Consider the following 24,410-nt stretch of genomic DNA (forward strand, 5'->3'; position numbering starts at 1 on the left):
TCACTCTACTCCTATCCTTCAAGCCATGAGCGTTTTCTGCTGCACGACACGATAAAATGCATGTTCGAGTTGTTGAACTGGATGTTGCCATCCGACTTGTTGTACTTTTTTCATTGCTTGCATCCCCATTGCATGCAAGCGTTTGTTCTGGGGCAGATTAACAATATATTGAACCAAGGTTGCAGGCTCACCCAAAGGTGCTAACCATGCTGTTTCCGCATCTAAATACTGCTTAGCACAAGCATAATCATAAGCAACGACAGGCAATGCACTCGCCATCGCTTCAAGCACGACATTGCCAAAAGTCTCTACTTGACTGGCAAAAACAAATACATCTGCGCTTGCAAATGATTCAGCAAGATTTGTACCACTTAAGCTTCCAGTAAAGATGATATCGGTATGTTTGCTTTGACGAACCAAACGCGAATAATCGGGCCCATCCCCCACGATGACCAACTTAAATCTGCGCGTTGTTTGTGTTTTAAGTTTTAAATAGGCATCAATTAACACCTGAATTTCTTTTTCAGGTGAAACACGACCAACATAAAGCAGGACAGTTGTATTCTCACAAGCATCCCATTGTCGTCTGAGTTGCACACTTCGAAAAGTAGGTGAAAACTTTTCAACATCCACCCCAGTCTTAATCACTTCAACTTGACATGTAACACCAAAGTTACGTATCGCATCAGCCGAGTCCTGACTTGGTACACAGGTCAATTGCGTATTGTTATGAAACCATTTGAGATAGTGCTGAATCGGCTTGACCATAAATGCAAGATCATAAAAACGACTAAAGTCATGAAAAGCAGAATGAAAACCACTACTCACAGGAATCTTTTTGTTTTTTGAGAGCTGAAGTACCGCTAAACCTAATGGTCCTTCCGTCACGATATGCACCAAATCTGGTTGAAATTCATCAAAAGCTTTAGCCACTTTGCCATACTGTGGCCAGCCAAATTGCATATGGGCATACTTCGGAATGGTTTGACCATTCACCAAACACTCACGGTTCGGTGAAAATTCCGAACATATTTGTTTTTGTGAAGGTCGTACCAATAGAATTTTGTGACCAAGTTTCTGTAGACCTTTGCAAATCTGTAGTAAAGACAATGAAACACCATTCAGTTCTGGCGGCCATGTCTCCGTAACGACAGCTATTTTTAATCTAGATCGCCCCAATTGCTCAAGCACCGATACATCACGATCGGAGTTTTGATTTTTAAATTTTAGCCTCTGGTGATCATATTGCGTTGTCGATCTAGGCAATACAGTGTCCATGATTCCCATCATCACACCTCTTTTGTATTTTTTTCATACTTTTACTTTAGAGATGGATCATTTCATTATGATGATGATTTCATTAAATACTTGTCATAATTAGAATAGATGACTGATTCACCGACCACCCTCAAACACGCGACAAGAATCTACAAATTCAAGATAACTTAGTGAAATAAAGTACGATGCACAGCAAAAAATAACGCTTGCTCAAAATCAATAACAGGTTTCAACCATCCTGTTGCAGCAACTGCAAGATGCGCTTTCTCACCCATTATTTTTAAATCGGGTTGATTCAATGTTGCTGTCATTGCTCGTTCGAACATATCTAGATCACCGAGAGGGATCAGCCATCCCGTTTCATTGTGCACAACATGCAGTGTGGCACATGCATAATCATAAGCCACCACAGGCAAGCCACTTGCCAATGCTTCAAGCGCGACATTTCCAAAGGTTTCAACTTGACTTGGAAAAATAAACACATCTGCACTGGCATATGCACATGCCAAATCATCACCAGTCAAACTTCCCATAAAAATAATATCAGGGTGATGATTCGCAAGGTCTTCAAGCCTTACTCGATCTGGCCCATCTCCGATAATTACCAATTTAGTATAATGATCAACCTCACCTTTCTTTTTCAAAAAAGTCCGAATAATCTGGTCTACTTCTTTTTCAGGTGACAACCGACCAACGGAAATCAGAACTCGTGTATGCTCATTTGCATTCCATTGCTCTCTGAGCAACTCCGATCTTTTATTCGGATTAAATAATTGGGTATCAACACCTCTCCCCACCACCCTTAACTCACCGCTTACTCCCATTTGTTTTAAAGCATGCTGTGTATCTAAACTTGGCACACAAGTCACGTCTGTCTTATTGTGAAACCATGTTAAATATTTTGAGATAGGTTTAACGAGAAAAGGAAACTCAAAGTATCGACTAAACTCTTGAAAGGCAGAGTGAAAACCACTTGAAACAGGAATATTCTGAGATTTAGCTACCATTAGACTCGCAAATCCCAATGGTCCCTCTGTCACAATATGCACAACATCTGGCTTAAATACCTCAACCGCTTTTGAGATTTTAGAAAACTGTGGCCAACCGAACTGTAAGGTGGGATATTTCGGAATCGCTTGAGCATGCACCCAACACTCTGCATCAGGTTTAAACCGTTTACATTTCACTTTGGGTTGAGGACGTATCAACAAAATTTGATGACCTCGCTTCTGCAAACCCAGACATAAATTCATCAGCGAGTTTGCAACACCATTAATCTCTGGTGACCATGTCTCAGTCACAATGGCAATTTTTAATTGAGGATGTCGTTTAGGCTGATCAGCCTCAGGGAGAAGAATAAAATCCTCAAATGACGTATTTTTTTTGATATCCAATAATTCAAAGAGTTTTTTTTGTTTTATTACTTGCATGTTTAGGAGTGCCATCATCACACCTTTTATTAATGTTATTCCTAAAATTTAAAAGAACATAATTTCAATATGATGATGGTTTCATGACAGCCTTGTCATAAGGCTCATTCAAATTTTCACATTTTTAAGGCTCTTGCTCTTGAACACGATCTACATCACTGCCTAGCTCATTCTCTTGCTTTTGACCAGAGTTAACTGGTGGTTCTTCAATCCGTTTTTCCAAGTTTTCTCATTGAAGTGCTACAGAGGATTCTGATGATGTCCGATCTTCTAATTGTTTAGTTTCTTGTTCAGCGTTAACTGCAACTGGTTTCAAACTGCCTTCAACAATTGTATAAACCTGTCCATTAGAAAAATCGATGTGCTGTTTATCACCATGTAACAGTGGAAATCCAACGATTTGCTCGTACTGCTCTGCACGGTTAAATTTTTGTTGAACAGAATCATAAATCCAGTAAATAAAACGACGATCTTGAAGCGTTTTATCCTCTGACAGATCAGAGAGCACTACATCATAGTAACCATCAAAATTCACATCCATATAACCAATACTATTGGGAAACGCTTGAAAGCCTTCAAGTATTTGCATGCTTTTTTGATTGGCTTTGTCAAACACCTCGATACGTGTCATAAATCGTTTGAAAGGATAGTTAGCTTTAGATATGCCATAGAAATTAAAACTCACATCAGACATATTTTTTACTTTAAAAGCAGGCTCGAATTTCTTTATTCGAATCACACCCGCATGATTGACCAATGTAGATTTAAATACATTCGTTTTATAGTTAAGCTGTCCTTTCAACTCTTGAATTGCATTTGAATCATCACTCGGTTGTTCTGCTTTAAAAAGAACTTGATCGCCTTTTTGCTCCCCTTTTAATTGGATAGTGACGTTGTCTTTGAAGGAAGTAAGCGTTGCATTTGGATGAAGCACATCCATATAAAGACTCAAAAAATATTCGTTGTCTGTTGACCTCAATAACCGCTGCATTGATATGCGAACATTATCTAAGACAAGCTCAGCATCACTATTTGGCGTTTTTTGCTCAATATCAGTTGTTTGTTGCGCCCATCCACAGATTGGCAAGATCGCCAATAAGTAACATACAAACGTTAATTTCATTCCCAACCTCAATCCTTGAGTTATTAAGTGTTCTTGTTAGATACTGATTATTGTGTTTAGCTAAGCCTCTGTCGACTGCAACTTAATCTACCTGTCATTGAGTTACTTTTTAATGACTATTTTTATCATGCCTGTCGTCTTTTTTTTCAATGCATTACAAAAAGACAAGTCTCAGAATTCAAAGTTCCTAAAATATCGGTGACTTATTATCAATATCCTGAGGTTATGAAAATTATTAAAATTAGTTTTGGATTTAATCAGTAAATGGCCTAAATAGGGTTTAGCAATATAAAAATAATTTCACCAAATAAGATATGAACCTTCACTTTATATTTAGCTTTTGGGAGATATAAAAAAGGATAGAATTTAAAAATAAGAAATAGACAACTAAAATTAAGAATTAATCCAAACTAATTATTCGGCTTTGCAAAGCCCAAGTTTCTAAGTTCACACTTACACCCTTTAATGGTATTTGTCTTAGCTGACAAATCATTTTTAACTGTTCAATCCTCTCAACTTTATGATCTATGATTGGTTTGATTTTGTCTTGCTTTCTACGTTGATCAATATAAGCATTTTTTCCAACATACACTTCCACAATGGATTCTGCAGGCAATTGCAATGTATAAATTGGTCGTGTTTCCAGTTGAACTCTTCTCCAAATCTGATTATCGATTATCGCTTCAGTAAGCTTAGAAGAATGATATCCAAACTCAACAGAACTTAAATTTTTTACAATTCGGATTTCTTCCTCGTAAGCCCATTCTTGCATCTTGTATAGCAAAGCATGCTTCAATAAATCCTCCTTAGTACGCCAATTCAAGTTTTCAGAATCTCCCACAATCATTAGGTCATCAATATTGGCTTTTAAAACTCCTTTTGGAACAGTCTTTAAATATCTAAGCTCTCCTTTGGTTGAAGGTATAATAAATTTATTATCATCATCAAAACCTGCTTTTTTTGTATCTACACCAATAACTATTCCTCTATGACTATCACCATAATGTGCCCACATTAATGGATTAAGGGCAGATCTTGTTAAGCTCAAGACCGCATATTTTCTTGAGAAATTAATTCTAAATGCATTAATAGCAACTGACACTGGAACATCTAAATTATAAAAACCAAATCCTGTACATTCAAATGGGTCATTCAAATCTTCTAGATTTGAAAACCCCAAGCTATTTGTCTCTAATATTTTTAAACCCGCCTCAAAACCCACATACTTATATAAAATCATTATTCTTATCCCACAAAAAAACCCCGCTTTCGCAGGGTTTTTTATAGCATAAAAATCAGCTAGATAAGAAAATTAGTTCTTTTCTTTGTCTACGATTTTGTTTGCTTGAATCCAAGGCATCATCGCACGCAATTTAGCACCAGTGACTTCGATACCGTGAGCAGCGTTTTGACGACGACGAGCAGTCATAGATGGGTAGTTCAATGCACCTTCTTGGATAAACATCTTCGCATATTCACCAGATTGAATACGTTTAAGCGCATTACGCATCGCTTCACGAGACTGTTCGTTGATTACTTCGACACCAGTAACATATTCACCGTACTCAGCATTGTTAGATACAGAGTAGTTCATGTCCGCGATACCGCCTTCGAACATTAAGTCAACGATCAATTTAAGTTCGTGTAAACATTCGAAGTAAGCCATTTCTGGCGCATAACCAGCTTCAACAAGAGTTTCGAAGCCCATTTTAACAAGTTCAACAGCACCACCACAAAGAACTGCTTGCTCACCGAAAAGGTCAGTTTCAGTTTCTTCACGGAATGAAGTTTCGATAATACCTGTACGACCGCCACCAACACCTGAAGCGTAAGAAAGCGCAAGGTTACGTGCATTACCAGAAGCATCTTGGTGAATCGCGATAAGATCAGGAACACCTGAACCACGTTGGTATTCAGAACGTACAGTGTGACCAGGTGCTTTTGGAGCAACCATGATTACGTCTAAGTCAGCACGTGGAACAACTTGGTTATAAAGAACAGAGAAACCATGAGCAAATGCAAGAGTAGCACCTTGCTTGATGTTTGGCTCAATTACATCACGGTAAAGTTGAGCTTGGAATTCATCTGGAGTCAAGATCATTACTACGTCAGCTTGAGCTACAGCAGCAGGAACTTCAGCAACTTTAAGACCAGAATTTTCAGCTTTTTTCCAAGAAGCAGAACCAGCACGTAAACCAACAGTTACGTCAACGCCAGAATCTTTAAGGTTAAGCGCGTGAGCGTGACCTTGTGAACCGTAACCAATGATTGCTACTTTCTTAGATTGGATGATAGATAAGTCGCAGTCTTTATCATAAAAAATTTGCATTGCTGTCTCCGCTAAAATGCTTTGGCTTCCGTTTGATTAGCGAATGTTAATGTGGTTCGCCAACCCCCTCCTCTCGGAGGAGGGAAGAATTTGTTAATAAAAAATTAGATTGTTAAAACTTTTTCGCCACGTGCGATACCAGACACACCTGAACGTACAACTTCAAGAATGGTATTCTCTGCCAAAGCATCAATAAAACCATCAATTTTCTCAGTTGTACCCGCGATTTGAATCGTGTAAGTCGTTGGTGTCACATCCACGATTTGTCCGCGGAAGATATCTGCTGTGCGTTTAATTTCAGCACGCGCAGAACCCAAAGCTTTTACTTTAATTAACATCAATTCACGTTCAATGTGTGAACCTTCAGAAAGGTCAACCACCTTAACCACTTCAACAAGTTTGTTGAGTTGTTTTGTGATTTGCTCAATCTTGTGATCATCACCATAAGTCGTCAATGTCAAACGAGACATTGTTGGGTCTTCTGTTGGCGCAACGTTCAAAGTTTCAATGTTATAGCCACGTTGTGAGAACAAACCCACTAAACGTGAAAGCGCGCCAGATTCGTTCTCAATGAGAACAGAGATGATATGTCTCATGCTGTGCGCTCCCCTTTAGATAACCACATATCTGTCATAGATTGACCCGCGATTAACATCGGATAAACATGCTCAGTACGGTCAACCATCACGTTGATGAATACACATTTATCATTAATCGCCATTGCTTCTGCAAGCTTCGATTCAAGCTCATCCGCATGATCAATTTGAATACCTACATGTCCGTAAGCTTCCATCAACTTCGCAAAGTCAGGCAATGACTCAACATATGAACTTGAGTGACGACCTTCATAATTCATATCTTGCCATTGTTTCACCATACCTAAAGCACGGTTGTTTAAGCACAAGATTTTAACATTTAGGCCATATTGCTTACATGTTGAGAGCTCTTGGATACACATCTGAATGGATGCTTCACCTGTAATACAAACAACTTGTTGGTCAGGGAATGCAAGCTTAGCCGCCATCGCATATGGAAGACCAACACCCATCGTGCCTAAGCCACCTGAGTTAATCCATTGACGTGGACGTGTGTATTTGTAATACAACGCACCAAACATCTGATGTTGACCAACGTCAGAAGTGATGATTGCTTGGCTGTTCGTTACTTTATCTAAAGCTTGAACAACTTGTTGAGGTTTCATCGTACCGTCAGTTGGTTTTTCATATTTCAAACCATGAACCTGACGCCACTCATTGATTTGTTTCCACCAATCTGCAATAGCTTCAGGGTTCGGCTTAGAAATATTCAGCTGTTTTAATTGCGCTAACATTTCTTGAAGAACTGGCTCTACAGCACCCACGATTGGGATATGCGCCATGATTGTTTTTGAAATCGTCGCAGGATCGATATCAATGTGAATCACTTTCGCATTTGGACAGAATTTTGCAGGATTATTGGTTACACGGTCATCGAAACGCGCACCAACACATAGAATCACATCAGCGTGACCCATGGTCATGTTCGCTTCATATGTCCCATGCATACCCAACATACCAATAAATTGAGGATCATTACCAGGGAATGCACCTAGCCCCATCAATGTGTTGGTTACTGGATAACCCAATAGATGTGCTAATTCAGTCAATAAATGTGATGCATTGCCTTGAACAACACCACCGCCCGTATAAATAATAGGACGTTTAGCATTGATCAATTCATCAATAGCTTTGCGGATCTGACCAGTATGACCACGATGTGGCGGCTGGTAAGAGCGCATTTTTACTTTTTCAGGATATTCGTATGCAAATTTTTCAGCAGGGTTTGTTGCATCTTTTGGAATATCAACAACCACAGGACCTGGACGACCTGATGACGCGATATAGAAAGCTTTTTTAATAACCGCTGGAATTTCACTCGCATGACGCACTTGGAAACTGTGTTTCACGATTGGACGAGAAATACCAACCATATCCGTTTCTTGGAATGCATCTTCACCAATCAAATGGCTTGCAACCTGACCAGACAAAATCACCATTGGGATTGAGTCCATGTAAGCTGTCGCGATTGGTGTCACAGTGTTAGTCGCACCTGGACCCGAGGTCACCAGTACAACACCTGTCTTACCTGTTACGCGCGAGTATGCATCTGCCATATGACCAGCAGCTTGCTCATGACGCACGAGGTAATGATTAATTTTGTCTTGTTTGAATAGCGCGTCGTAAATGTGTAAAACTGCGCCGCCTGGATATCCAAAAACATGTTCAACGCCTTCGTCCGCCAATGCGCGAACAAGCATTTCACCACCAGATAAAAGTTCCAACGTATTCACCCTAATCTTATTTCCACGACGGTTATGGGAGACATAAGTCGTGTTTCATTCATTCGTTTGTATGCACTGTTATAGCACACATATTTCATCGTTTTTGCTGCAATAATAAAATTTTTCGATCACAACCGTTTGAGTTGCGACTGCATATTCAACATGTTGGGATAAACATATTTCTGCTATTTCATTGTCTCGGCTTAGAGACAACGTTATTGCAAGCTATGATATTTATTCGAAGGGTGATCGAACAAAACATATAAAACTAGAGCAGCATTTTTAGTTTTTTCACGACCAAAGTCAAGGTTTGCCGAAACCTTTTTATTGTTTATTTACCAACCGATTATTTTTCAAACGATAACTTTTGATTGGATGATTTATAAAAAAAATTTCAAACACTTATTTTTAATATTTATATAAAACAATTTATACGCAAAATGATTTTTTTGATTAAAATAAAACCAATTAATCTTCATCAGTTTCTCGCAAAATACTGCGATATAAACGTGTAAAAAAACTCATTCCCCTCTTATTTCTTTATAGGTGAAGTCATGAATTCACTAGCATCATCTTTAAAACTTTCTTGTTTAGCATCAACGGTCGTTTTCGTTTCTATTTGTTCATCTATGGTGCAGGCAAAAGAATATTACAAATGGGTCGATCAAAATGGTTCAACCCACTACACCACCACCCCACCACCAAAATCAGCAAAAAAGAAAGGGAAAGTTGAAACGTATGGTTGGAAAGCACCAACAACATCTGTCAATACAAATACAAACCAGAGCGAAGCTCCTCAAACCTCACAGACTCAAACGATACCAACGCAACAGCAAACAAAGAGTGCTTCAAATACTGAGTCACAAAACACAAATGCTGCTCCATTAAGCGAAACTCAAGTTTCAAATGAGTGAATTTGTCTTTTTGATCTTAATTTAAGTTTTGCATCCATTTTCAGTCTGTAAAATTCACTTTTAGGTGCTTTTTGCGCTATGCTGTGCGCTAAATTTTTTAACCGTTCTCTTGTATTACGTATATGACTACTCACATTGACTCTGAATACCAAGCCAGTGCGATTGAGCCCCAAGTTCAACAGGACTGGGAATCTCGCAAAGCCTTTAAAGTTGCCGACACTGTAGAAGGTCCACGTCGATATATCCTCTCGATGTTCCCTTACCCAAGTGGCAAACTGCATATGGGTCATGTACGTAACTACACGATTGGTGACGTGATCAGCCGCTTCCACCGTCTCAAAGGTGAAACTGTATTACAACCTATGGGTTGGGATGCGTTTGGTTTACCTGCTGAAAATGCTGCGATTGCACACCAAGTTGCACCGGCAAAATGGACCTTCGAAAATATCGATTACATGCGTAATCAGCTTAAAAAATTAGGTCTTGCGGTTGATTGGGATCGTGAATTTGCAACGTGTACACCAGAATATTATCGCTGGGAACAATGGTTATTCGTTCAGCTTTATAAAAAAGGCTTAATCTACCGTAAGCTTTCAACGGTAAATTGGGATCCTGTAGACCAAACTGTACTTGCAAATGAACAAGTAGAAAATGGTCGTGGTTGGCGTTCAGGTGCATTGGTAGAAAAACGTGATATTCCAATGTACTACTTCCGCATTACCGACTATGCGCAAGAATTACTTGATGACTTAGACACACTCAAAGACGGTTGGCCACAACAAGTCCTTACGATGCAACGTAACTGGATTGGTCGCTCACAGGGTATGGAAATTACCTTCCCTTCAGCAAATCCTGAAATTTATGCAGATGGCCTAACTGTATTTACTACACGTGCTGACACTTTAATGGGTGTAACTTATGTTGCAGTTGCAGCAGAACACCCGATGGCGCTTAAAGCTGCGGAAAATAATCCTGAACTCGCTGCATTTATTGAAGAATGCCGTATGGGTTCTGTGGCAGAAGCCGACCTCGCTACTGCTGAAAAGAAAGGCATGGCAACAGGTTTGTCAGTTAAGCACCCTGTAACAGGTGAAGAAGTTCCTGTTTGGATCGCAAACTATGTATTGATGTCATACGGTTCAGGTGCGGTGATGGCGGTGCCTTCACACGATGAACGTGACTTCGAGTTTGCTAACAAATACGGCTTAACCATTAAGCAAGTCATTGATGCGAAAGGCGCTGATGATAATGATTTTGATGCGACTCAGTGGCAAGAATGGTACGGTTCAAAAGAAGGTAAATTGGTCAATTCAGGCGAATTTGATGGTTTAGACTTCCAAGGTGCATTTGATGCTTTCCTTGCAAAATTAGAACCACAAGGTCTTGCAAATGTAAAAGTTCAATTCCGTTTACGTGACTGGGGTGTATCTCGTCAGCGTTATTGGGGTTGTCCGATTCCAATGATCAACTGCCCAACATGTGGTCAAGTGCCAGTACCTGAAGACCAACTTCCTGTTGTACTTCCAACTGACGTTGTACCAGATGGTTCAGGTAACCCTCTCAACAAGATGCCTGAGTTCTATGAAACGAAATGTCCAAGCTGTAACGGCGATGCACGTCGTGAAACAGATACACTTGATACATTTGTAGAATCATCTTGGTACTATGCTCGTTACGCATCGCCTGACTTTACTGGTGGTATGGTTAAACCTGAAGCGGGACAAACTTGGCTTCCTGTAAACCAATACATCGGTGGTGTTGAACACGCGATTCTGCATTTGTTATATGCACGTTTCTTCCACAAATTGATGCGTGATGAAGGTGTAGTACAAGGTAACGAACCATTCACCAACTTGTTAACGCAAGGTATGGTACTTGCTGATACCTATTACCGCGAATCTGAATCAGGTAAGAAAACGTGGTTCAACCCTGCGGATATCGAACTTGAGCGTGATGAAAAAGGTCGTATCACATCTGCAAAATACAAAGGTGATGGTCAAGACGTTATCGTTGGCGGTCAAGAAAAAATGTCGAAATCGAAAAATAACGGTATCGACCCACAATCTATTATTGACCAATACGGCGCAGATACGGCACGTGTATTTATGATGTTTGCTGCGCCACCAGATCAATCTTTAGAATGGTCTGATGCAGGTGTAGAAGGTGCTAACCGTTTCTTAAAACGTGTATGGCGCTTGGCAACTGGTTTCCTTGAACAAGGTAATACTGCATCAGCGATTGATAAAGCTGCGCTTTCAACTGCGGCTCAAGACTTACGTCGTAAGACTCACGAAACCATCCAAAAAGTGGGTGATGACATCGAACGTCGTCATGCATTTAACACTGCGATTGCAGCGATGATGGAACTTCTGAATGCAAACAATAAGTTTGAAGCGAAAGATGATAACGATGTTGCTGTTGCACGTGAATCGATTACGACGCTTTTAACTTTACTTGCTCCATTTGCACCGCATTTAAGTGAAACGTTATTGGCGCAGTTTGGTATCGAGTTAAATGCAACATTATTCCCTCAAGTGGATGAATCTGCATTAACACGTAATACACAAACCATTGTGGTTCAAGTGAACGGTAAGCTTCGTGGCAAACTTGAAGTGTCTGTAGATGCATCGAAAGATGACATTCTGGCGCAAGCAAAAGCATTGCCTGAAGTACAACAATTCTTAACAGGTCCAACCAAGAAAGAAATCGTTGTTCCGAATAAATTAGTGAATTTGGTGGTTTAAGAACCTTAAAGCCTCCCTGAGTAAGATATAAAGCACAGCTTTAGATCAAAGCGCAAGAAAGGGAGCTTTGGAGGGATTTAATTTCCATTGCGAAGCATTGCTTCTCACCTCTTTTAAAAAGAGGGGAATATAAGGATTTCACAATTCCCAAACAAAGCCCGTTGCCAGTCAACGGGCTTTGCACATACAATCAGAATATTCAAAATTTATCCTGAGTCTCAGGAAATACACAGAGGATCTACAATGCATTTGAGCAAACGTTTAGCTATTGCTGTTCTAACTTTAGGCTTAAGCGCAACTATGGTCGGCTGTGGATTTCATCTAAAAGGGACCAATCCAACTTCAACGCCACTGGCTTATACAAAGCTTGAATTAGCACTCCCTGCCAATACTTCTGATTTAGAGCGTAAACTCAGTGTTTATCTCACTGCTGCAGGTGTGCAACTAAGTAACTCTAACGATGCATATGTATTGCGTATCATTGACTATAAACCAATTCGCCATGAGCTCAACGGCAAACTCATTGAAGTTCTACTCAGACTTTCTGTGACTTTCCAAATCGAAGATCGTCAAGGTAACTTGGTGACAAAACCTCGAACTTTAACTGCGACACGTACATATCAATATAACGTTGCAACCGTGAACACAGATGATCAACAAAATAAATATCTCAGTGAAATCTTAATTGACGATGTCGCTCAACAGATCTCTCGTCAAATTGCTGCAAACCGTCTGCCAAAAGCAGAAGCAAATGTACTGTTACCTGTGCAACAAACTTTTGAACCTACTGCCTCTGAAAATCCGTAACTCAGAATGAAGTTAGATTATCTACAAGCATTAAAACGTGTAAACGAAGCACGTGGTGCATGGGTATTATATGGTCAAGAACCTTTACTTGAGCAAAATCTTTTAGATGCTTTCCGTCAAAGTTGGATCATCAATCACGTGGAAAGAGAACGCTATGACATCCAAAGCGTTGCTGATTGGAAAAATGTATTTAATGCACTCAACAGCCTTTCTCTTTTTTCACAAAATCTCGCAGTAGAGGTCCATGGCAACATTAAGCCAGATGCCAATGCGTTAAAGTTACTCAAGCATTATATCCAGCATAATGAACACAACTTGTTGTTGATCATTATGCCTAAGCAAGATAGCAGTAGCTTAAAGTCGGCGTTTTTTCAAACGATTGAAGCCAATGGCGTCTTGGTTCCTCTTACAGCAACTTATGCGCAAGATCGTCAGCGTATACTCAGCATAGAAGCTGATAAAATTGGGATTCAACTGAGCCAAGATGCATGGCAATGGCTCGAAGTCCACCACGAACATAATTTATTGGCTGCTAAAAACAGCTTAATGCGTCTGGCAGACACGTTCCCCGATGTACAGCATCTTGAAATGCAACATTTGCTCGAATGCTTACAAGATCAATCACGCTATACCACTTTTGACTTAAGCGATGCATTAATTTCAGGCAACCTAAGTCAAGCGATCAAAATATACCAATATTTAGTCGAAGCTGGCGAACCACACAGTTTAGTATTATGGACGGTAAGCAAAGAAATGCGCTTACTGATGCAACTTTTTGAGCAACCACAAAATGCATTACAACTCGGCATCTGGAAAACCAAAGTCAGTCTTTATCAACAAGCCTTGAGACGTCTTAATCCCAAGCAATTTCTCACATGGCCACAATTGCTATTAAGAATCGATGCTGCCATCAAAGGCAAAAATAATGAAAATCCAGAACACCTCATGCAACAAGCCATTGCTGAATTATGTGGAAAAACCTTGTTTGCTTAGTTAACGAGCAAGGTCTATTTATAACTATAAAAATGATTATTGATTTTATTTAAGAAAAATACACTTTTTATCCTTATTTCATCATTATAATTCGCTTAATTTCCGTCATTTTTCAATATCGCCATGCAAAAAATAAAACCAACGAAATTGATTATCATCGCGATCATTACGATTGCAGCTATCGCTTTAGCTTGGTATTTCTTTAAACCTAAAGATGAGCAACCTCAGTTTATTACCGCTGAAGTGACACGTGGTGATATTGAAAACTCTGTCCTTGCAACAGGTGTATTAGAAGCGACCAAAATGGTTAGCGTTGGTGCACAGGTTTCAGGTCAGGTGAAAAAAATGTATGTGCAATTGGGCGACCAAGTCAAACAAGGTCAACTGATTGCTCAAATCGACTCCGTTCGTCAGGAAAATGATCTAAAAACAGCTGAAGCCAGCATTAAAAATCAGTTGGCTCAATTGGCAGTCAAACAAGCAAATCTGACTAAAGTTGAGGCGGAATATAATCGCCAAAAAGCCATGTATGCCCAAGATGCAACTTCTCGTGCCGAATATGAGTCCGCATTAGCAAGTTATAAAACTGCTCAAGCCGATATCGTCGCGATGAATGCTCAAATCGAGCAATCTCGATTGTCACTGGCGACGACCAAAGAAGATTTAGGCTATACCCGTATCGTTGCTCCGATGGATGGCACAATTGTGGCAATTGTGACTGAAGAAGGTCAAACAGTGAACGCGAATCAAAGCGCGCCAACCATCGTGAAATTAGCAAAACTTGACACCATGACGGTTAAGGCTGAAATTTCTGAAGCAGATGTTATGCGTGTTGAGGAAGGTCAAACTGTTTATTTCACTACTTTAGGTAATAGCGAGAAAAAGCATTACGCAACACTGCGTCAAGTTGAACCTGCACCTAACTCAATCAATACAGAAACCAACAACTCAAATTCATCTTCATCAAGCACAGCTGTGTATTACAACGCTCTATTCGATGTTCCTAATGAAGATGGAAAATTGCGTATTGATATGACTGCTCAAGTTTATATCGTGTTAGATGAAGTAAAGAATGCACTGACTATTCCATCTTCTGCTGTTCAAAGCTCTAATCGTCCTGCTCGCCAGCGTGGTGCAAATGCGGGTTCCAATGCACAAGAACGTAATGAACAAGCTCGTGGTGAAGGGCGTGCCGAACGTTCATCAGCTGATCGTCCTAAGCGTTTAGAATTAACCGCTGAGGAAAAGAAATTAGTCGATCAAGGTAAAGCTTCCATGGCTATGGTACGCGTACTTCAAGCAGATGGCACAGCCAAACCGACCCCTGTTCTTATCGGTCTAAATAACCGTGCAACAGCGCAAGTTTTACGCGGCTTAAAATTAGGCGATAAAGTTGTAATTGCGGATGGCTCTGATTCATCAAATGACTCAGCTAAACGTGGCGCACGTGGTGGCGCTGGTCCAATGAGAATGTAATTATGAGTCAGACGAGAACACCTCTACTCGAGGTCAAAAACCTGACCCGTGAATTCCCTGCTGGTGAATCTACTGTGCAAATTCTAAAAGGGGTAAATCTTGAGATTTATCCTGGAGAATTGGTTGCCATTGTAGGTCAATCAGGCTCAGGAAAATCAACACTGATGAACATCTTAGGATGTTTAGATAAACCGACCAATGGTAGCTACAAGGTTAAGGGCCGCGAAACACGTGAGCTAGAACCTGATGAACTTGCTCAATTACGCCGTGAATATTTCGGATTCATCTTCCAGCGCTACCATTTACTTGGTGACTTAAATGCAGCTGGTAATGTCGAAGTCCCTGCGATCTATGCCGGCGCTGATGCTTCTGAACGCCATGATCGTGCGGTTCAACTTTTGTCCGATTTAGGTCTAGGTGAAAAAACCCAAAACCGCCCAAGTCAACTTTCAGGTGGTCAGCAACAGCGTGTTTCGATTGCTCGCGCATTGATGAATGGCGGTGATGTTATTCTCGCCGATGAGCCTACGGGTGCATTAGATAAAAACAGCGGTATTGAAGTGATGCGTATTTTACGCGAACTGAATGCCAAAGGTCATACCATCATTCTCGTCACTCATGATCACAATGTTGCCAAAAATGCGACTCGTATTATTGAGATTTCAGACGGTAATATTATTTCAGATGAACCCAATGTTCCTGAGATTGATGATGGCTTTGAACGTGAAGAATTGATTCGTGCTGAGCAAAAGAAAACATCGTCTTGGCGTTCAGCTTTAGACCGTTTAGGTGAAGCTTTCCGCATGGCACTTCTGGCCATGAATGCTCATCGAATGCGTACTTTTTTGACTATGCTCGGAATCATTATCGGGATCGCATCTGTCGTTTCGGTTGTCGCACTTGGTAATGGATCACAAAAACAAATTTTAGAAAATATTAGTAGTTTGGGGACCAATACCATTACGGTCTACCAAGGACGTGGTTTTGGTGATAACTCCCGATCTTCTCAGGCCAAGACCTTAATCCCTGCTGATGCGGATGCATTAGCGGAACAGCCTTATGTCGATGGAGTCAGTCCTTCAGTCAATAGTTCTGTCACGGGAAGATATAAAGATGTAGAGGCATCCACGACAGTCAATGGCGTGAGTGAAGACTTTTTCTATGTGCGTGGTTTAACATTTAAATCAGGTCAACCATTTGACAAACATAGTGTTACTGAACAAGCCCAAGATGTTGTGATTGATACCAATACCCAAAAGACATTCTTTAGCGATGGTACGGATCCTATTGGTCAAGTAATTCTATTGGGCAGTGTACCTAGTCGTATTATTGGTATCGTAGATGCTCAACAAGGTGCAATGGGTAATTCAGATAGTCTCAATGTCTATCTCCCTTACTCAACCGTCATGAGTCGAATGCTTGGACAGTCGAATGTGAGAAGCATCATCGTTCGTGTAAAAGATGAATATTCAAGCACAGCTGCTGAAAATGCAATCTTGAATTTACTCGTTCAGCGTCATGGTGCTCAAGATGTCTTCACACAAAATGCGGACAGTATTCGTGAAACCATCCAGCAAACTACCGCTACAATGACTTTACTTATTTCTGCGATTGCTGTGATTTCTTTGGTCGTTGGTGGTATCGGTGTCATGAACATTATGTTGGTGTCTGTCACTGAACGAACGCAAGAAATTGGTGTGCGAATGGCCGTGGGTGCTCGACAGAGCGATATTTTGCAACAATTCCTGATTGAAGCCGTATTGGTCTGTATTTTAGGCGGTATCCTTGGAGTGTTGTTATCACTGGGAATTGGTCAGCTGATTACACACTTTGCTGGTGGCACGTTCCAAATGGCGTATTCAACCACATCAATAATAGCTGCATTCGTTTGTTCAAGTTTAATCGGGATCGTATTCGGTTTTATCCCAGCACGAAATGCTGCTCGTTTAAATCCTGTCGATGCACTGTCAAGAGAATAATAAGGTATAACTATGCGTAATCAACTTCATAAACTGTTCATGACCTTAGCATTAACAGGCTCTTTAGTCGGCTGTGCGGCTGTAGTGAAAACGCCTTATCAAGCTCCTGCAGTCAATATTCCACAGGGCTTTCAAAACAGCCAACAACTCAGCCAAAATATCCACCAACAGGCTTATCATGATCAATGGTGGACATTATTTGGTGATGCACAACTCAATCAATTGGTTGAACAAGTGATTGCACGAAATACCGATTTAGCTGTTGCAGGGATTAATTTGCAACAAGCACGCCTTCAAGCCAAGCAATCTGAAAGTCAGCAAGGTGTGCGTATTGGCAATGCAGGTGCATCGGTCGGTCATCGTTTTAGTTTAGATGGTGATGGTGATTCTTCAAATGGTATTTCACTGAACTATCCCGGCTTAAGCTATGAGCTAGACTTGTTCGGTAAATTGGCCAATCAAACTGAAGCATCTCGATGGGAAGCGCTTGCGACTGAGCAAGATTTACAAGCCACTGCACAAAGCCTGATTGCGACAACTGCACAATTGTATTGGCAATTGGGATATCTCAATGAACGCCTATCTGTGGCTCAACAAAACTTGGCGAGTACGCAGAAAACTTCTGAATTAGTGCAAACACAGTATCGGGCTGGGGCGGTATCAGGTCTTGATTTAACGTCAGCTGAACAAGCGGTTCAAAGTCAAAAAGCTACGTTAAGCCAGATCGAACAGCAAAAAATTGAAACTCGAACTGCTCTTGCGGTATTGCTCAATCAACCTGTGCAACAGTTGAATATCGCGGAGCCACAGCGCTTACCACTTTCTGCCCTACCGCAAATTCAATCGGGCTTACCAGCGGAGCTTTTATCGCGCCGTCCTGACTTGCAAGCAGCCGAGTTACGTTTACGCAAAGCGCTTGCCAATAAAGATGCGAATAAAGCCAGTTATTACCCTTCGATTAATTTAACGGGTAGTATAGCTACTGGAGGCTCAAGCACTTCGCTGAGTAATGTGCTGTCTAATCCTGCTGCAATATTGGGTGCGGGTCTTACACTACCCTTCTTGCAATGGAATGATATGAAACGTGATTTACGTGTGAACGAATTGGATTATGAAAAGTCAATTATTCAATACCGTCAGACCTTATACAAAGCTTTTGCCGATGTTGAAAATGCGTTATCTGCACGCAATGAAATAGACAAACAAGTCGCTTTACAAGAACGTAATGTTCAACTCGCTGAGAAAACGGAACAACTCACGCAAGTGCGTTATAAGAATGGTGCGATTGCGCTGAAGAACTTGATCGATGCCCAGCGCACTACTCGTGAAGCACGTTTGAGTTTGGTTCAAGCCAAACAGACTCAGTACAATGCTTATGTGATGTTACTGCAAGCATTGGGTGGCAGTCCGATTCAGCAGTTACCGTGATTTCAAGTAAAAAAGCCCGCAAGGGCTTTTTTTAAACTGATCTATTTTCAAGTTGTCTTTCAAACTACAAATACCAAAAATTTGATCATCACAATATTACAAAACCGAACTTTCTCTATTTTTATACTTTTATTATGATATCTAATATAATTTCTTTAATTTGCTGAATAATAAGATGATCAAACAAAATTTAGTTGCTCTTTTATGTTCTACAATTGCTCTGACTGCTTGTGCAAAATCTAAGACTGAATCAGCAATTTCAGAGCCAACATCAAAACATTCTGTAAGTTCTAAACAAGACCCTGTTTTACAAAAGAGAATTGATCAGCTAGTTGAAAAAACTAAAAAGAATATGATTTTTGTTGAAGGTGGCGAATATCTCATGGGAGACTTCGGACTTGTTACTCCTGAACTTGAAAAAACTGTTCCAAATAGTGCAGCTTTAAAAAATCCAAAAGGAAATACTTTAGATCCTCACGAACAAAAACTACCTTTTACTCCTGATGATGATAATAAGCCTCCTCACAAGGTAATACTTGATTCATTTGAAATGACTAATAATAAAATTACATTAGCTGATTTTTTAATTTATCTAGATGCAAATAACATTACTCATCCAGAATATTTAGACGATTATCCTAAAGCAGTATTCGATAAATTGCCAGCTGGTGCCAATTGGCAACAAAGTCAAAATTATTGTATATGGTTAGGTAAACAAATAGGGAAAAAAATGAATTTGCCAACTGAAGCACAATGGGAATATGCAGCTCGTAATAAAGGGCAATATGTTGCCTATGCAACCAACAATGGCAATATAGAAAATGGCGTTAATGTTTTCAGCTTTTCTCAATATAGAGAAATTGGTGAGAAATATGGATATCATAACTTTAGTCACCTGCCTGTATTAGGAGAAACTCCACCTAATCCTTTAGGTTTCTATGATATGGTCACTAATAATAAAGAATGGGTCCTCGATTGGTATGATGAAGATTATTATAAAACATCCGAGATAAATAACCCTAAAGGACCTAAATTTGGACAATTTAAATCTGTAAGAAGTTCAGCGGCTCAAGGAGGTGATAATGCAAAACATGGAGAGGGTATCAACATAGTTAGGAAAAAAGCTGATCCTAAAGCTGTAAGTGAAGGCACTGATGGTAAAATCCGCGATGCAAGTAAATCTTTTTCATTTAGATGCACAGCTTAAATTTTTAATGAGATTCTAATTTCCTAATTTAAATTTAGAATCTCATGAAATTAAGCGTTATAAGATTGATGAGGATTATCATTTTCTAAATCATCAAACATTTCTATATCTGAAGCTATTAGTAAATCATTGTCACTACCAGAATTATCACTTTCAAAAGCAATTAAGTTATATTCTGGGCTATCTAGAGTTACAATTGCTGCACCTAATGGATATTTTTCTATTAACGAGCATCTGAGTCGAATATACTCATCTAAGAGTGAATTGCCTGTTTTTGGTGGGGATATACATGATCGACCTTCACTAATTGCATCATTTACCTCATACTGGTTGGCTAACATTCTACCATTATTGAGAAAGAAGATAACTCGAGACTCCATCCAAGCAATTGACTCTTTAGACTTCGCACCATTAGGAGTCATATGTTGCAATGTATTATCCCAAGCTGATTTAGTCACAATAGATTTAAAAATTGTTATAATCGCTTTTTTCCGCTCAGGCATGAAATGCAGTTCTATATTATTTACGTCTATTTTTGGCCGATCGAATAGATTTGAAAAAGTCTCGTCATTCATTAATGCAAATAACAAAATACCTTTTGCTTCAGGTGTCGCATAAAGTAAAAAGTTAGAACTATTATTAATTCTTATAGCAAGTTCTTTTATCTCTCTCGATTTTTTGAACTTATTAGATAAAGTGATATACATTTCTTCAATTTGTTCAACTGTATGGTACGCAAGTTTTATACCCTCAATAATTGTTACCAGCTGAATTTCCTTCCAATAAGTAAATGCATCTTCAGCAATATAAGGTAATAATTTAGTCCCATTTTGAATTAGTTGATAATTTAAACATTTATTGAATTGAACTAACGTATTTGCACCGACAGTTAGTTCAATTTCCCCTTTAGCTCCAACGCCTGCACAAAGTGAGGCTTTAGCTTTAACTCGAAATTGCCCATCTCTAAAATAAATTTCAAAATTATATCCTGCGCCACCACCAATCTGACCAGTTAATTTTGGTGTTACAGACGCAATATTTTCAAATTTTTTGGATTCTGGTGACAGCCATTCTAGGCCTACTCCAACTTTTATCCCTCCCTCTGCACCAGCAAATACATCTATTCCTGCTTTAGCATTAGCATTCACACCTTTCTGTGATTTAACTTCTTCCCCTTCTTTAGCAACAACAAAAGTCGGGCGTTTATTCCTATTATCATAGTTTTCTGATAATGAACTTGAATTATGCTCTATGTTCCCATCTGCAGAAAGCTCAGGTTCACCTGCTAAACTGAAACCTAAATTAAGACCAATTCCCAAAGCAGCCTTAGCACCTACAAAGGCACTTACTTCACCACTAATTATAGATCTCATCGCTCCCAAATAAATATCTCTATATTTAAGACTAAATCCTGCTCGACTGGGAATACATAAATTAGCTTTGAAGGCTTTTTCAACTAGTACAAGCTTTCCTTGTGCAGTTGCATTAACTTTAACTCCAATCTCTCCTTTTAGAGGATTCCAATTAGCACTACCTGATGCAGATGCGCCACCTACTGCTCTTAACCATTGCGCATCCCTAGTTGTATCAAACGAATCGGAATGTTGAATATTCTCATAGAAAGCGCCACCTACACCATTTGGCCAATCTGCATACCCATCTTTTTTAAACCATTCATATTTAACCAGATCTAAATTCACTTTCTTAAGTTCTTCAAATCCAGCCTTTTGTAATTCTGGCGTGATTTTCTTATTCTTAACAGAATCTTGAAGTCCTTGGGTCAATTTATCTATTTTAAAATTAGCTTTGTTAAGACGTTCAAGCTTGTATTTTTGGTAACGAGACATTCTCAGATATTTGCGTTTAAAGCCCGATTGAACTCGATTAGAATCTTTAACGGAATGCGACGTAGCAACAAATAATTCCACCAAATCATTTTTGGCTTTATAATTTGTATTTAAATGAGTTTGTATTTTTTTATCTACTTCATCTATCTCTTTATCTAATTTCGCAATCTCTGCTTGATTTGCTTCACGGTTCTCTAGCAATAAAGCTCTTCTTTCTTTAAGCTCGACTGAATTATATATAACAGTCTCCAATTCCGAACTTTCTTTCTCAAACTTTGCAAAATTTTGAGGATCTAAAACACATACTTCACAGTTTAACAAATCAAATAGAAACGGTAATTTTGTAGATTGTTGCAAATTTGCTTTTGTATCAGCAGGTTTTTCAGTTTGAGCTTTAACAGCAGGCCATTTTATAGTTTGATAATTATTTGTTGAAAATGAAAAATATGGCGTAATCGAATCTAATTCCACTTGTTTTTCAATCTCCCCCTTTTTAAATTTTACAAAAATCACCTCACCTTTAATGGTATAAATAACAGGAGTTAACCCCTTAATATTTGTCTTTTTAATTTTTATATCACTTCTAGAAATTTTTTTAGGTTTGTTATTTTCCAATGTATATAAATCAAATTCTACATTTGATAATGGTTTTTGAGTATTTGCATCGATAAGCTTATAGCAATAGTACTGCTTCACTTGAATATCTAAACTTATTAATGAATTAACATTTTTAGTGATTTCAAAACCATGCAATAAAATATCAGAGTTTTGTTTAATCCGTGAAATCTTATTAGTTTGACCATTTCGTGATAACCATATTGCATACTTACCTATGGGTAAATCAATAATTTCTGTATAGCCATCATTATTTGTCTTTGAAGATCTACTTTTATAATGAGAAATAATCTCTTTTCTATCAGGAAATATATTTTTTGGGTTACCTAATTTTATTTTTTGATCTAATATATATTTATTAAACTCTTTAACATTATGTTCAGCTTTCTCAATATTAGCTAGTGTAGGTATACCAAAAATAGAATTTTGTTTTTCTTTTTCAAAATCATTTATACTCTGATCATATTTAGTAATTATATAATTTGTATTTGAAATATTTGTAACCTTACCAGTCGGTAACTCTTTAATAAATAATTTTAATCTTATTTTACTCATTTGTATTTTCTCTTAAGATTTGATAGCTATTATTTTCTTCTGGTAAATCCTCAAGTGTAATAGACACTTGCTGTGGTCCTTTTGTAACAATTTTTTTCGTTCTACCCTGATCATTAGTTTTACCTGCTATTTCCTCACCACTTGGCAAAGTAATTACATACTTACGATTTTTTATAGGTTTACCTACGGCATTTTTTGCAATATAGGTTAGATAATAATCAGGTAGTAAAGCTAATTCAGGCTGTCGTGTATTGACTTTCTCACCTCCAATAAACTTATGTTGCCCCGCCTTCGCTTCAAACTTCCCGCCCGTGGTTGGTAATATCCCAGAACTATTTAGTTTCACTTGAGAGCCGCCTGCAGTTAGATTAATTTCATTCGGACTGGTGATATAAATCGTATCTTCCGTGGAAATAATCTGCACACCCTTTCTGGCAATCAGATCAGCACCATCCCCTTGAGCTTGAATCTCGATCTTGCCTTTCCCTGCATACAGTCGTGCTCCTTCTTGAGCGGCAAATAAGCTGATCTTTTTACTGGCATGACTGAGGATGCTGTCTTGGGTGCTGGTGTTAACGCTTCCTTGTGCAATCTGGTTGATCTGCCCATCTGCACTGAGGTGGATGTCTTCGTTACTTTCTATTGCAATTGAACTTGGTGAAGCCAAGAGCATGATCGCTTGTTTGAAAGCTGCGGCTTTGCTTTGGTCTTCGCTCTCTAAGTTCTTGAGATAGCCCTGTAGGTTTTCGAGTAAGCTGAGTGGATCAGTTTGTTGATTTTTTGCCACTTCACTTAAGGCTTTGGCGTTGTTTAAGCTACTTTCGAGTTGTTGTTTAGCTTCACTTGCATCTAAATGGTTTGCTTTGGCTTGTTCTTGTTTGTAGGTGGAGATGAGTATGCCTTCGCCCGCTCGTACTGCACCCCATTGGTCAGTTCTGAGTTCGAAGCCTTCGCCTCGTCCTTCACTTTCTGCGGTTGCTTTGGGATGACTGAGATTCCCTAGGTTAAGTTGGCTCGCCCCGTGGGTGTTTTGCAGTTGAGTGGAAATTTGTCCTGTGGTGTCATCAAAGCGGAGTTGTCCATAACCTTCGCCTTGGACTTCTTTACTTTTAATCCCTGCGAGTTTTTTGGTGTCCGGCAGTTGGCCTTGACTGTCGAATCGGGTTGGGCTGCGTTGGGCTTCATGTAGGCGGCCCACCACAAAGGGACGGTCGATGTTGCCGTCAAAGAAGTCGATAACCACGATTTCATTGATTCGAGGAAGGAAGCGTGCGCCATAGCCTTCGCCTGCCCATGGGGTCAGTACATCGACCCAAGCTGAATCGGTGTCGTTGTTGTTACTGCCGGCACCGCCATCAAATTGGT

At 39.4% G+C, this 24,410-nt stretch carries 17 protein-coding genes; 8 read left to right on the forward strand and 9 right to left on the reverse strand.

Annotation, left to right across the window (positions count from 1 at the left end):
- Positions 1-18: 18 nt before the first annotated feature.
- The 7 genes from AC1M9C_RS09825 to AC1M9C_RS09855 form a co-directional block, all read right to left on the reverse strand.
- The gene (locus tag AC1M9C_RS09825) at positions 19-1,290 is read right to left on the reverse strand and encodes a glycosyltransferase family 4 protein (protein WP_481953616.1); all 1,272 of its coding nucleotides are present in this window, start codon (positions 1,288-1,290) and stop codon (positions 19-21) included.
- Between the two features lie 155 nt (positions 1,291-1,445).
- Positions 1,446-2,723 carry a glycosyltransferase family 4 protein gene (locus tag AC1M9C_RS09830; protein WP_481953617.1) on the reverse strand — a complete coding sequence of 426 codons (1,278 nt, stop codon included), beginning with the start codon at positions 2,721-2,723 and terminating at the stop codon, positions 1,446-1,448.
- A 214-nt stretch (positions 2,724-2,937) separates the two neighbouring features.
- The gene (locus AC1M9C_RS09835) at positions 2,938-3,831 is read right to left on the reverse strand and encodes an XAC2610-related protein (protein ID WP_481953618.1); all 894 of its coding nucleotides are present in this window, start codon (positions 3,829-3,831) and stop codon (positions 2,938-2,940) included.
- 400 nt (positions 3,832-4,231) lie between these two features.
- On the reverse strand, positions 4,232-5,071 hold the full coding sequence (locus AC1M9C_RS09840) for a DUF2971 domain-containing protein (RefSeq protein ID WP_481953619.1): 840 nt from the start codon (positions 5,069-5,071) through the stop codon (positions 4,232-4,234).
- Positions 5,072-5,143: 72 nt separating this feature from the next.
- Complete coding sequence (gene ilvC, locus AC1M9C_RS09845) at positions 5,144-6,160, reverse strand: ketol-acid reductoisomerase (RefSeq protein WP_035265630.1); 1,017 nt, start codon at positions 6,158-6,160, stop codon at positions 5,144-5,146.
- 104 nt (positions 6,161-6,264) lie between these two features.
- The gene (ilvN, locus tag AC1M9C_RS09850; RefSeq protein ID WP_035265631.1) at positions 6,265-6,756 is read right to left on the reverse strand and encodes an acetolactate synthase small subunit; all 492 of its coding nucleotides are present in this window, start codon (positions 6,754-6,756) and stop codon (positions 6,265-6,267) included.
- Entirely contained in the window at positions 6,753-8,480 is a 1,728-nt protein-coding gene (locus AC1M9C_RS09855) for an acetolactate synthase 3 large subunit (RefSeq protein ID WP_035265632.1), read from the reverse strand. Before AC1M9C_RS09855 ends, ilvN begins: the two co-directional genes overlap by 4 nt.
- 554 nt (positions 8,481-9,034) lie before the next feature.
- Here AC1M9C_RS09855 and AC1M9C_RS09860 point away from each other — a divergent pair.
- The 8 genes from AC1M9C_RS09860 (at position 9,035) to AC1M9C_RS09895 (ending at position 20,028) form a co-directional block, all read left to right on the forward strand.
- Complete coding sequence (locus tag AC1M9C_RS09860) at positions 9,035-9,394, forward strand: DUF4124 domain-containing protein (RefSeq protein WP_180000565.1); 360 nt, start codon at positions 9,035-9,037, stop codon at positions 9,392-9,394.
- A 122-nt stretch (positions 9,395-9,516) separates the two neighbouring features.
- Positions 9,517-12,138, forward strand: coding sequence for a leucine--tRNA ligase (gene leuS / locus AC1M9C_RS09865; RefSeq protein ID WP_481953620.1), 2,622 nt, complete (start codon positions 9,517-9,519; stop codon positions 12,136-12,138).
- 243 nt (positions 12,139-12,381) lie between these two features.
- Positions 12,382-12,945: an LPS-assembly lipoprotein LptE gene (locus tag AC1M9C_RS09870; protein ID WP_035270158.1), complete on the forward strand. Its 564-nt coding sequence runs from the start codon at positions 12,382-12,384 to the stop codon at positions 12,943-12,945.
- Positions 12,946-12,951: 6 nt separating this feature from the next.
- Positions 12,952-13,938, forward strand: a complete 987-nt coding sequence (gene holA / locus AC1M9C_RS09875) for a DNA polymerase III subunit delta (RefSeq protein ID WP_481953621.1) — start codon at positions 12,952-12,954, stop codon at positions 13,936-13,938.
- Positions 13,939-14,061: 123 nt separating this feature from the next.
- Positions 14,062-15,414, forward strand: coding sequence for a MacA family efflux pump subunit (locus tag AC1M9C_RS09880; protein WP_035270155.1), 1,353 nt, complete (start codon positions 14,062-14,064; stop codon positions 15,412-15,414).
- 2 nt (positions 15,415-15,416) lie between these two features.
- A complete protein-coding gene (locus tag AC1M9C_RS09885) occupies positions 15,417-17,393 on the forward strand; it encodes a MacB family efflux pump subunit (RefSeq protein ID WP_481610172.1) in 1,977 nt (658 codons plus the stop codon).
- Positions 17,394-17,405: 12 nt separating this feature from the next.
- Positions 17,406-18,821 carry an efflux transporter outer membrane subunit gene (locus AC1M9C_RS09890; protein ID WP_481953622.1) on the forward strand — a complete coding sequence of 472 codons (1,416 nt, stop codon included), beginning with the start codon at positions 17,406-17,408 and terminating at the stop codon, positions 18,819-18,821.
- A gap of 175 nt (positions 18,822-18,996) precedes the next feature.
- Complete coding sequence (locus tag AC1M9C_RS09895) at positions 18,997-20,028, forward strand: formylglycine-generating enzyme family protein (RefSeq protein WP_481587142.1); 1,032 nt, start codon at positions 18,997-18,999, stop codon at positions 20,026-20,028.
- A gap of 50 nt (positions 20,029-20,078) precedes the next feature.
- On the opposite strand, the gene AC1M9C_RS09900 is transcribed toward AC1M9C_RS09895, so the two are convergent.
- Complete coding sequence (locus AC1M9C_RS09900) at positions 20,079-23,045, reverse strand: hypothetical protein (protein ID WP_481587141.1); 2,967 nt, start codon at positions 23,043-23,045, stop codon at positions 20,079-20,081.
- On the reverse strand, positions 23,038-24,410 hold a 1,373-nt coding region (locus AC1M9C_RS09905; RefSeq protein ID WP_481953623.1), incomplete at its 5' end, for a DUF2345 domain-containing protein. The genes AC1M9C_RS09905 and AC1M9C_RS09900, both read right to left, overlap by 8 nt.

It is taken from the genome of Acinetobacter sp. 24-47-39, assembly GCF_056783825.1.

Excerpts from the sequence above, each read along its gene's own strand:
- ilvN (WP_035265631.1), bottom strand. The coding sequence starts at position 6,756 with ATGAGACATATCATCTCTGTTCTCATTGAGAACGAATCTGGCGCGCTT.
- AC1M9C_RS09870 (WP_035270158.1), top strand. The coding sequence starts at position 12,382 with ATGCATTTGAGCAAACGTTTAGCTATTGCTGTTCTAACTTTAGGCTTA.
- AC1M9C_RS09885 (WP_481610172.1), top strand. The coding sequence starts at position 15,417 with ATGAGTCAGACGAGAACACCTCTACTCGAGGTCAAAAACCTGACCCGT.
- ilvC (WP_035265630.1), bottom strand. The coding sequence starts at position 6,160 with ATGCAAATTTTTTATGATAAAGACTGCGACTTATCTATCATCCAATCT.
- AC1M9C_RS09825 (WP_481953616.1), bottom strand. The coding sequence starts at position 1,290 with ATGATGGGAATCATGGACACTGTATTGCCTAGATCGACAACGCAATAT.
- AC1M9C_RS09900 (WP_481587141.1), bottom strand. The coding sequence starts at position 23,045 with ATGAGTAAAATAAGATTAAAATTATTTATTAAAGAGTTACCGACTGGT.
- AC1M9C_RS09840 (WP_481953619.1), bottom strand. The coding sequence starts at position 5,071 with ATGATTTTATATAAGTATGTGGGTTTTGAGGCGGGTTTAAAAATATTA.
- AC1M9C_RS09830 (WP_481953617.1), bottom strand. The coding sequence starts at position 2,723 with ATGGCACTCCTAAACATGCAAGTAATAAAACAAAAAAAACTCTTTGAA.
- leuS (WP_481953620.1), top strand. The coding sequence starts at position 9,517 with ATGACTACTCACATTGACTCTGAATACCAAGCCAGTGCGATTGAGCCC.
- AC1M9C_RS09860 (WP_180000565.1), top strand. The coding sequence starts at position 9,035 with ATGAATTCACTAGCATCATCTTTAAAACTTTCTTGTTTAGCATCAACG.
- AC1M9C_RS09895 (WP_481587142.1), top strand. The coding sequence starts at position 18,997 with ATGATCAAACAAAATTTAGTTGCTCTTTTATGTTCTACAATTGCTCTG.
- AC1M9C_RS09880 (WP_035270155.1), top strand. The coding sequence starts at position 14,062 with ATGCAAAAAATAAAACCAACGAAATTGATTATCATCGCGATCATTACG.
- AC1M9C_RS09890 (WP_481953622.1), top strand. The coding sequence starts at position 17,406 with ATGCGTAATCAACTTCATAAACTGTTCATGACCTTAGCATTAACAGGC.
- holA (WP_481953621.1), top strand. The coding sequence starts at position 12,952 with ATGAAGTTAGATTATCTACAAGCATTAAAACGTGTAAACGAAGCACGT.
- AC1M9C_RS09835 (WP_481953618.1), bottom strand. The coding sequence starts at position 3,831 with ATGAAATTAACGTTTGTATGTTACTTATTGGCGATCTTGCCAATCTGT.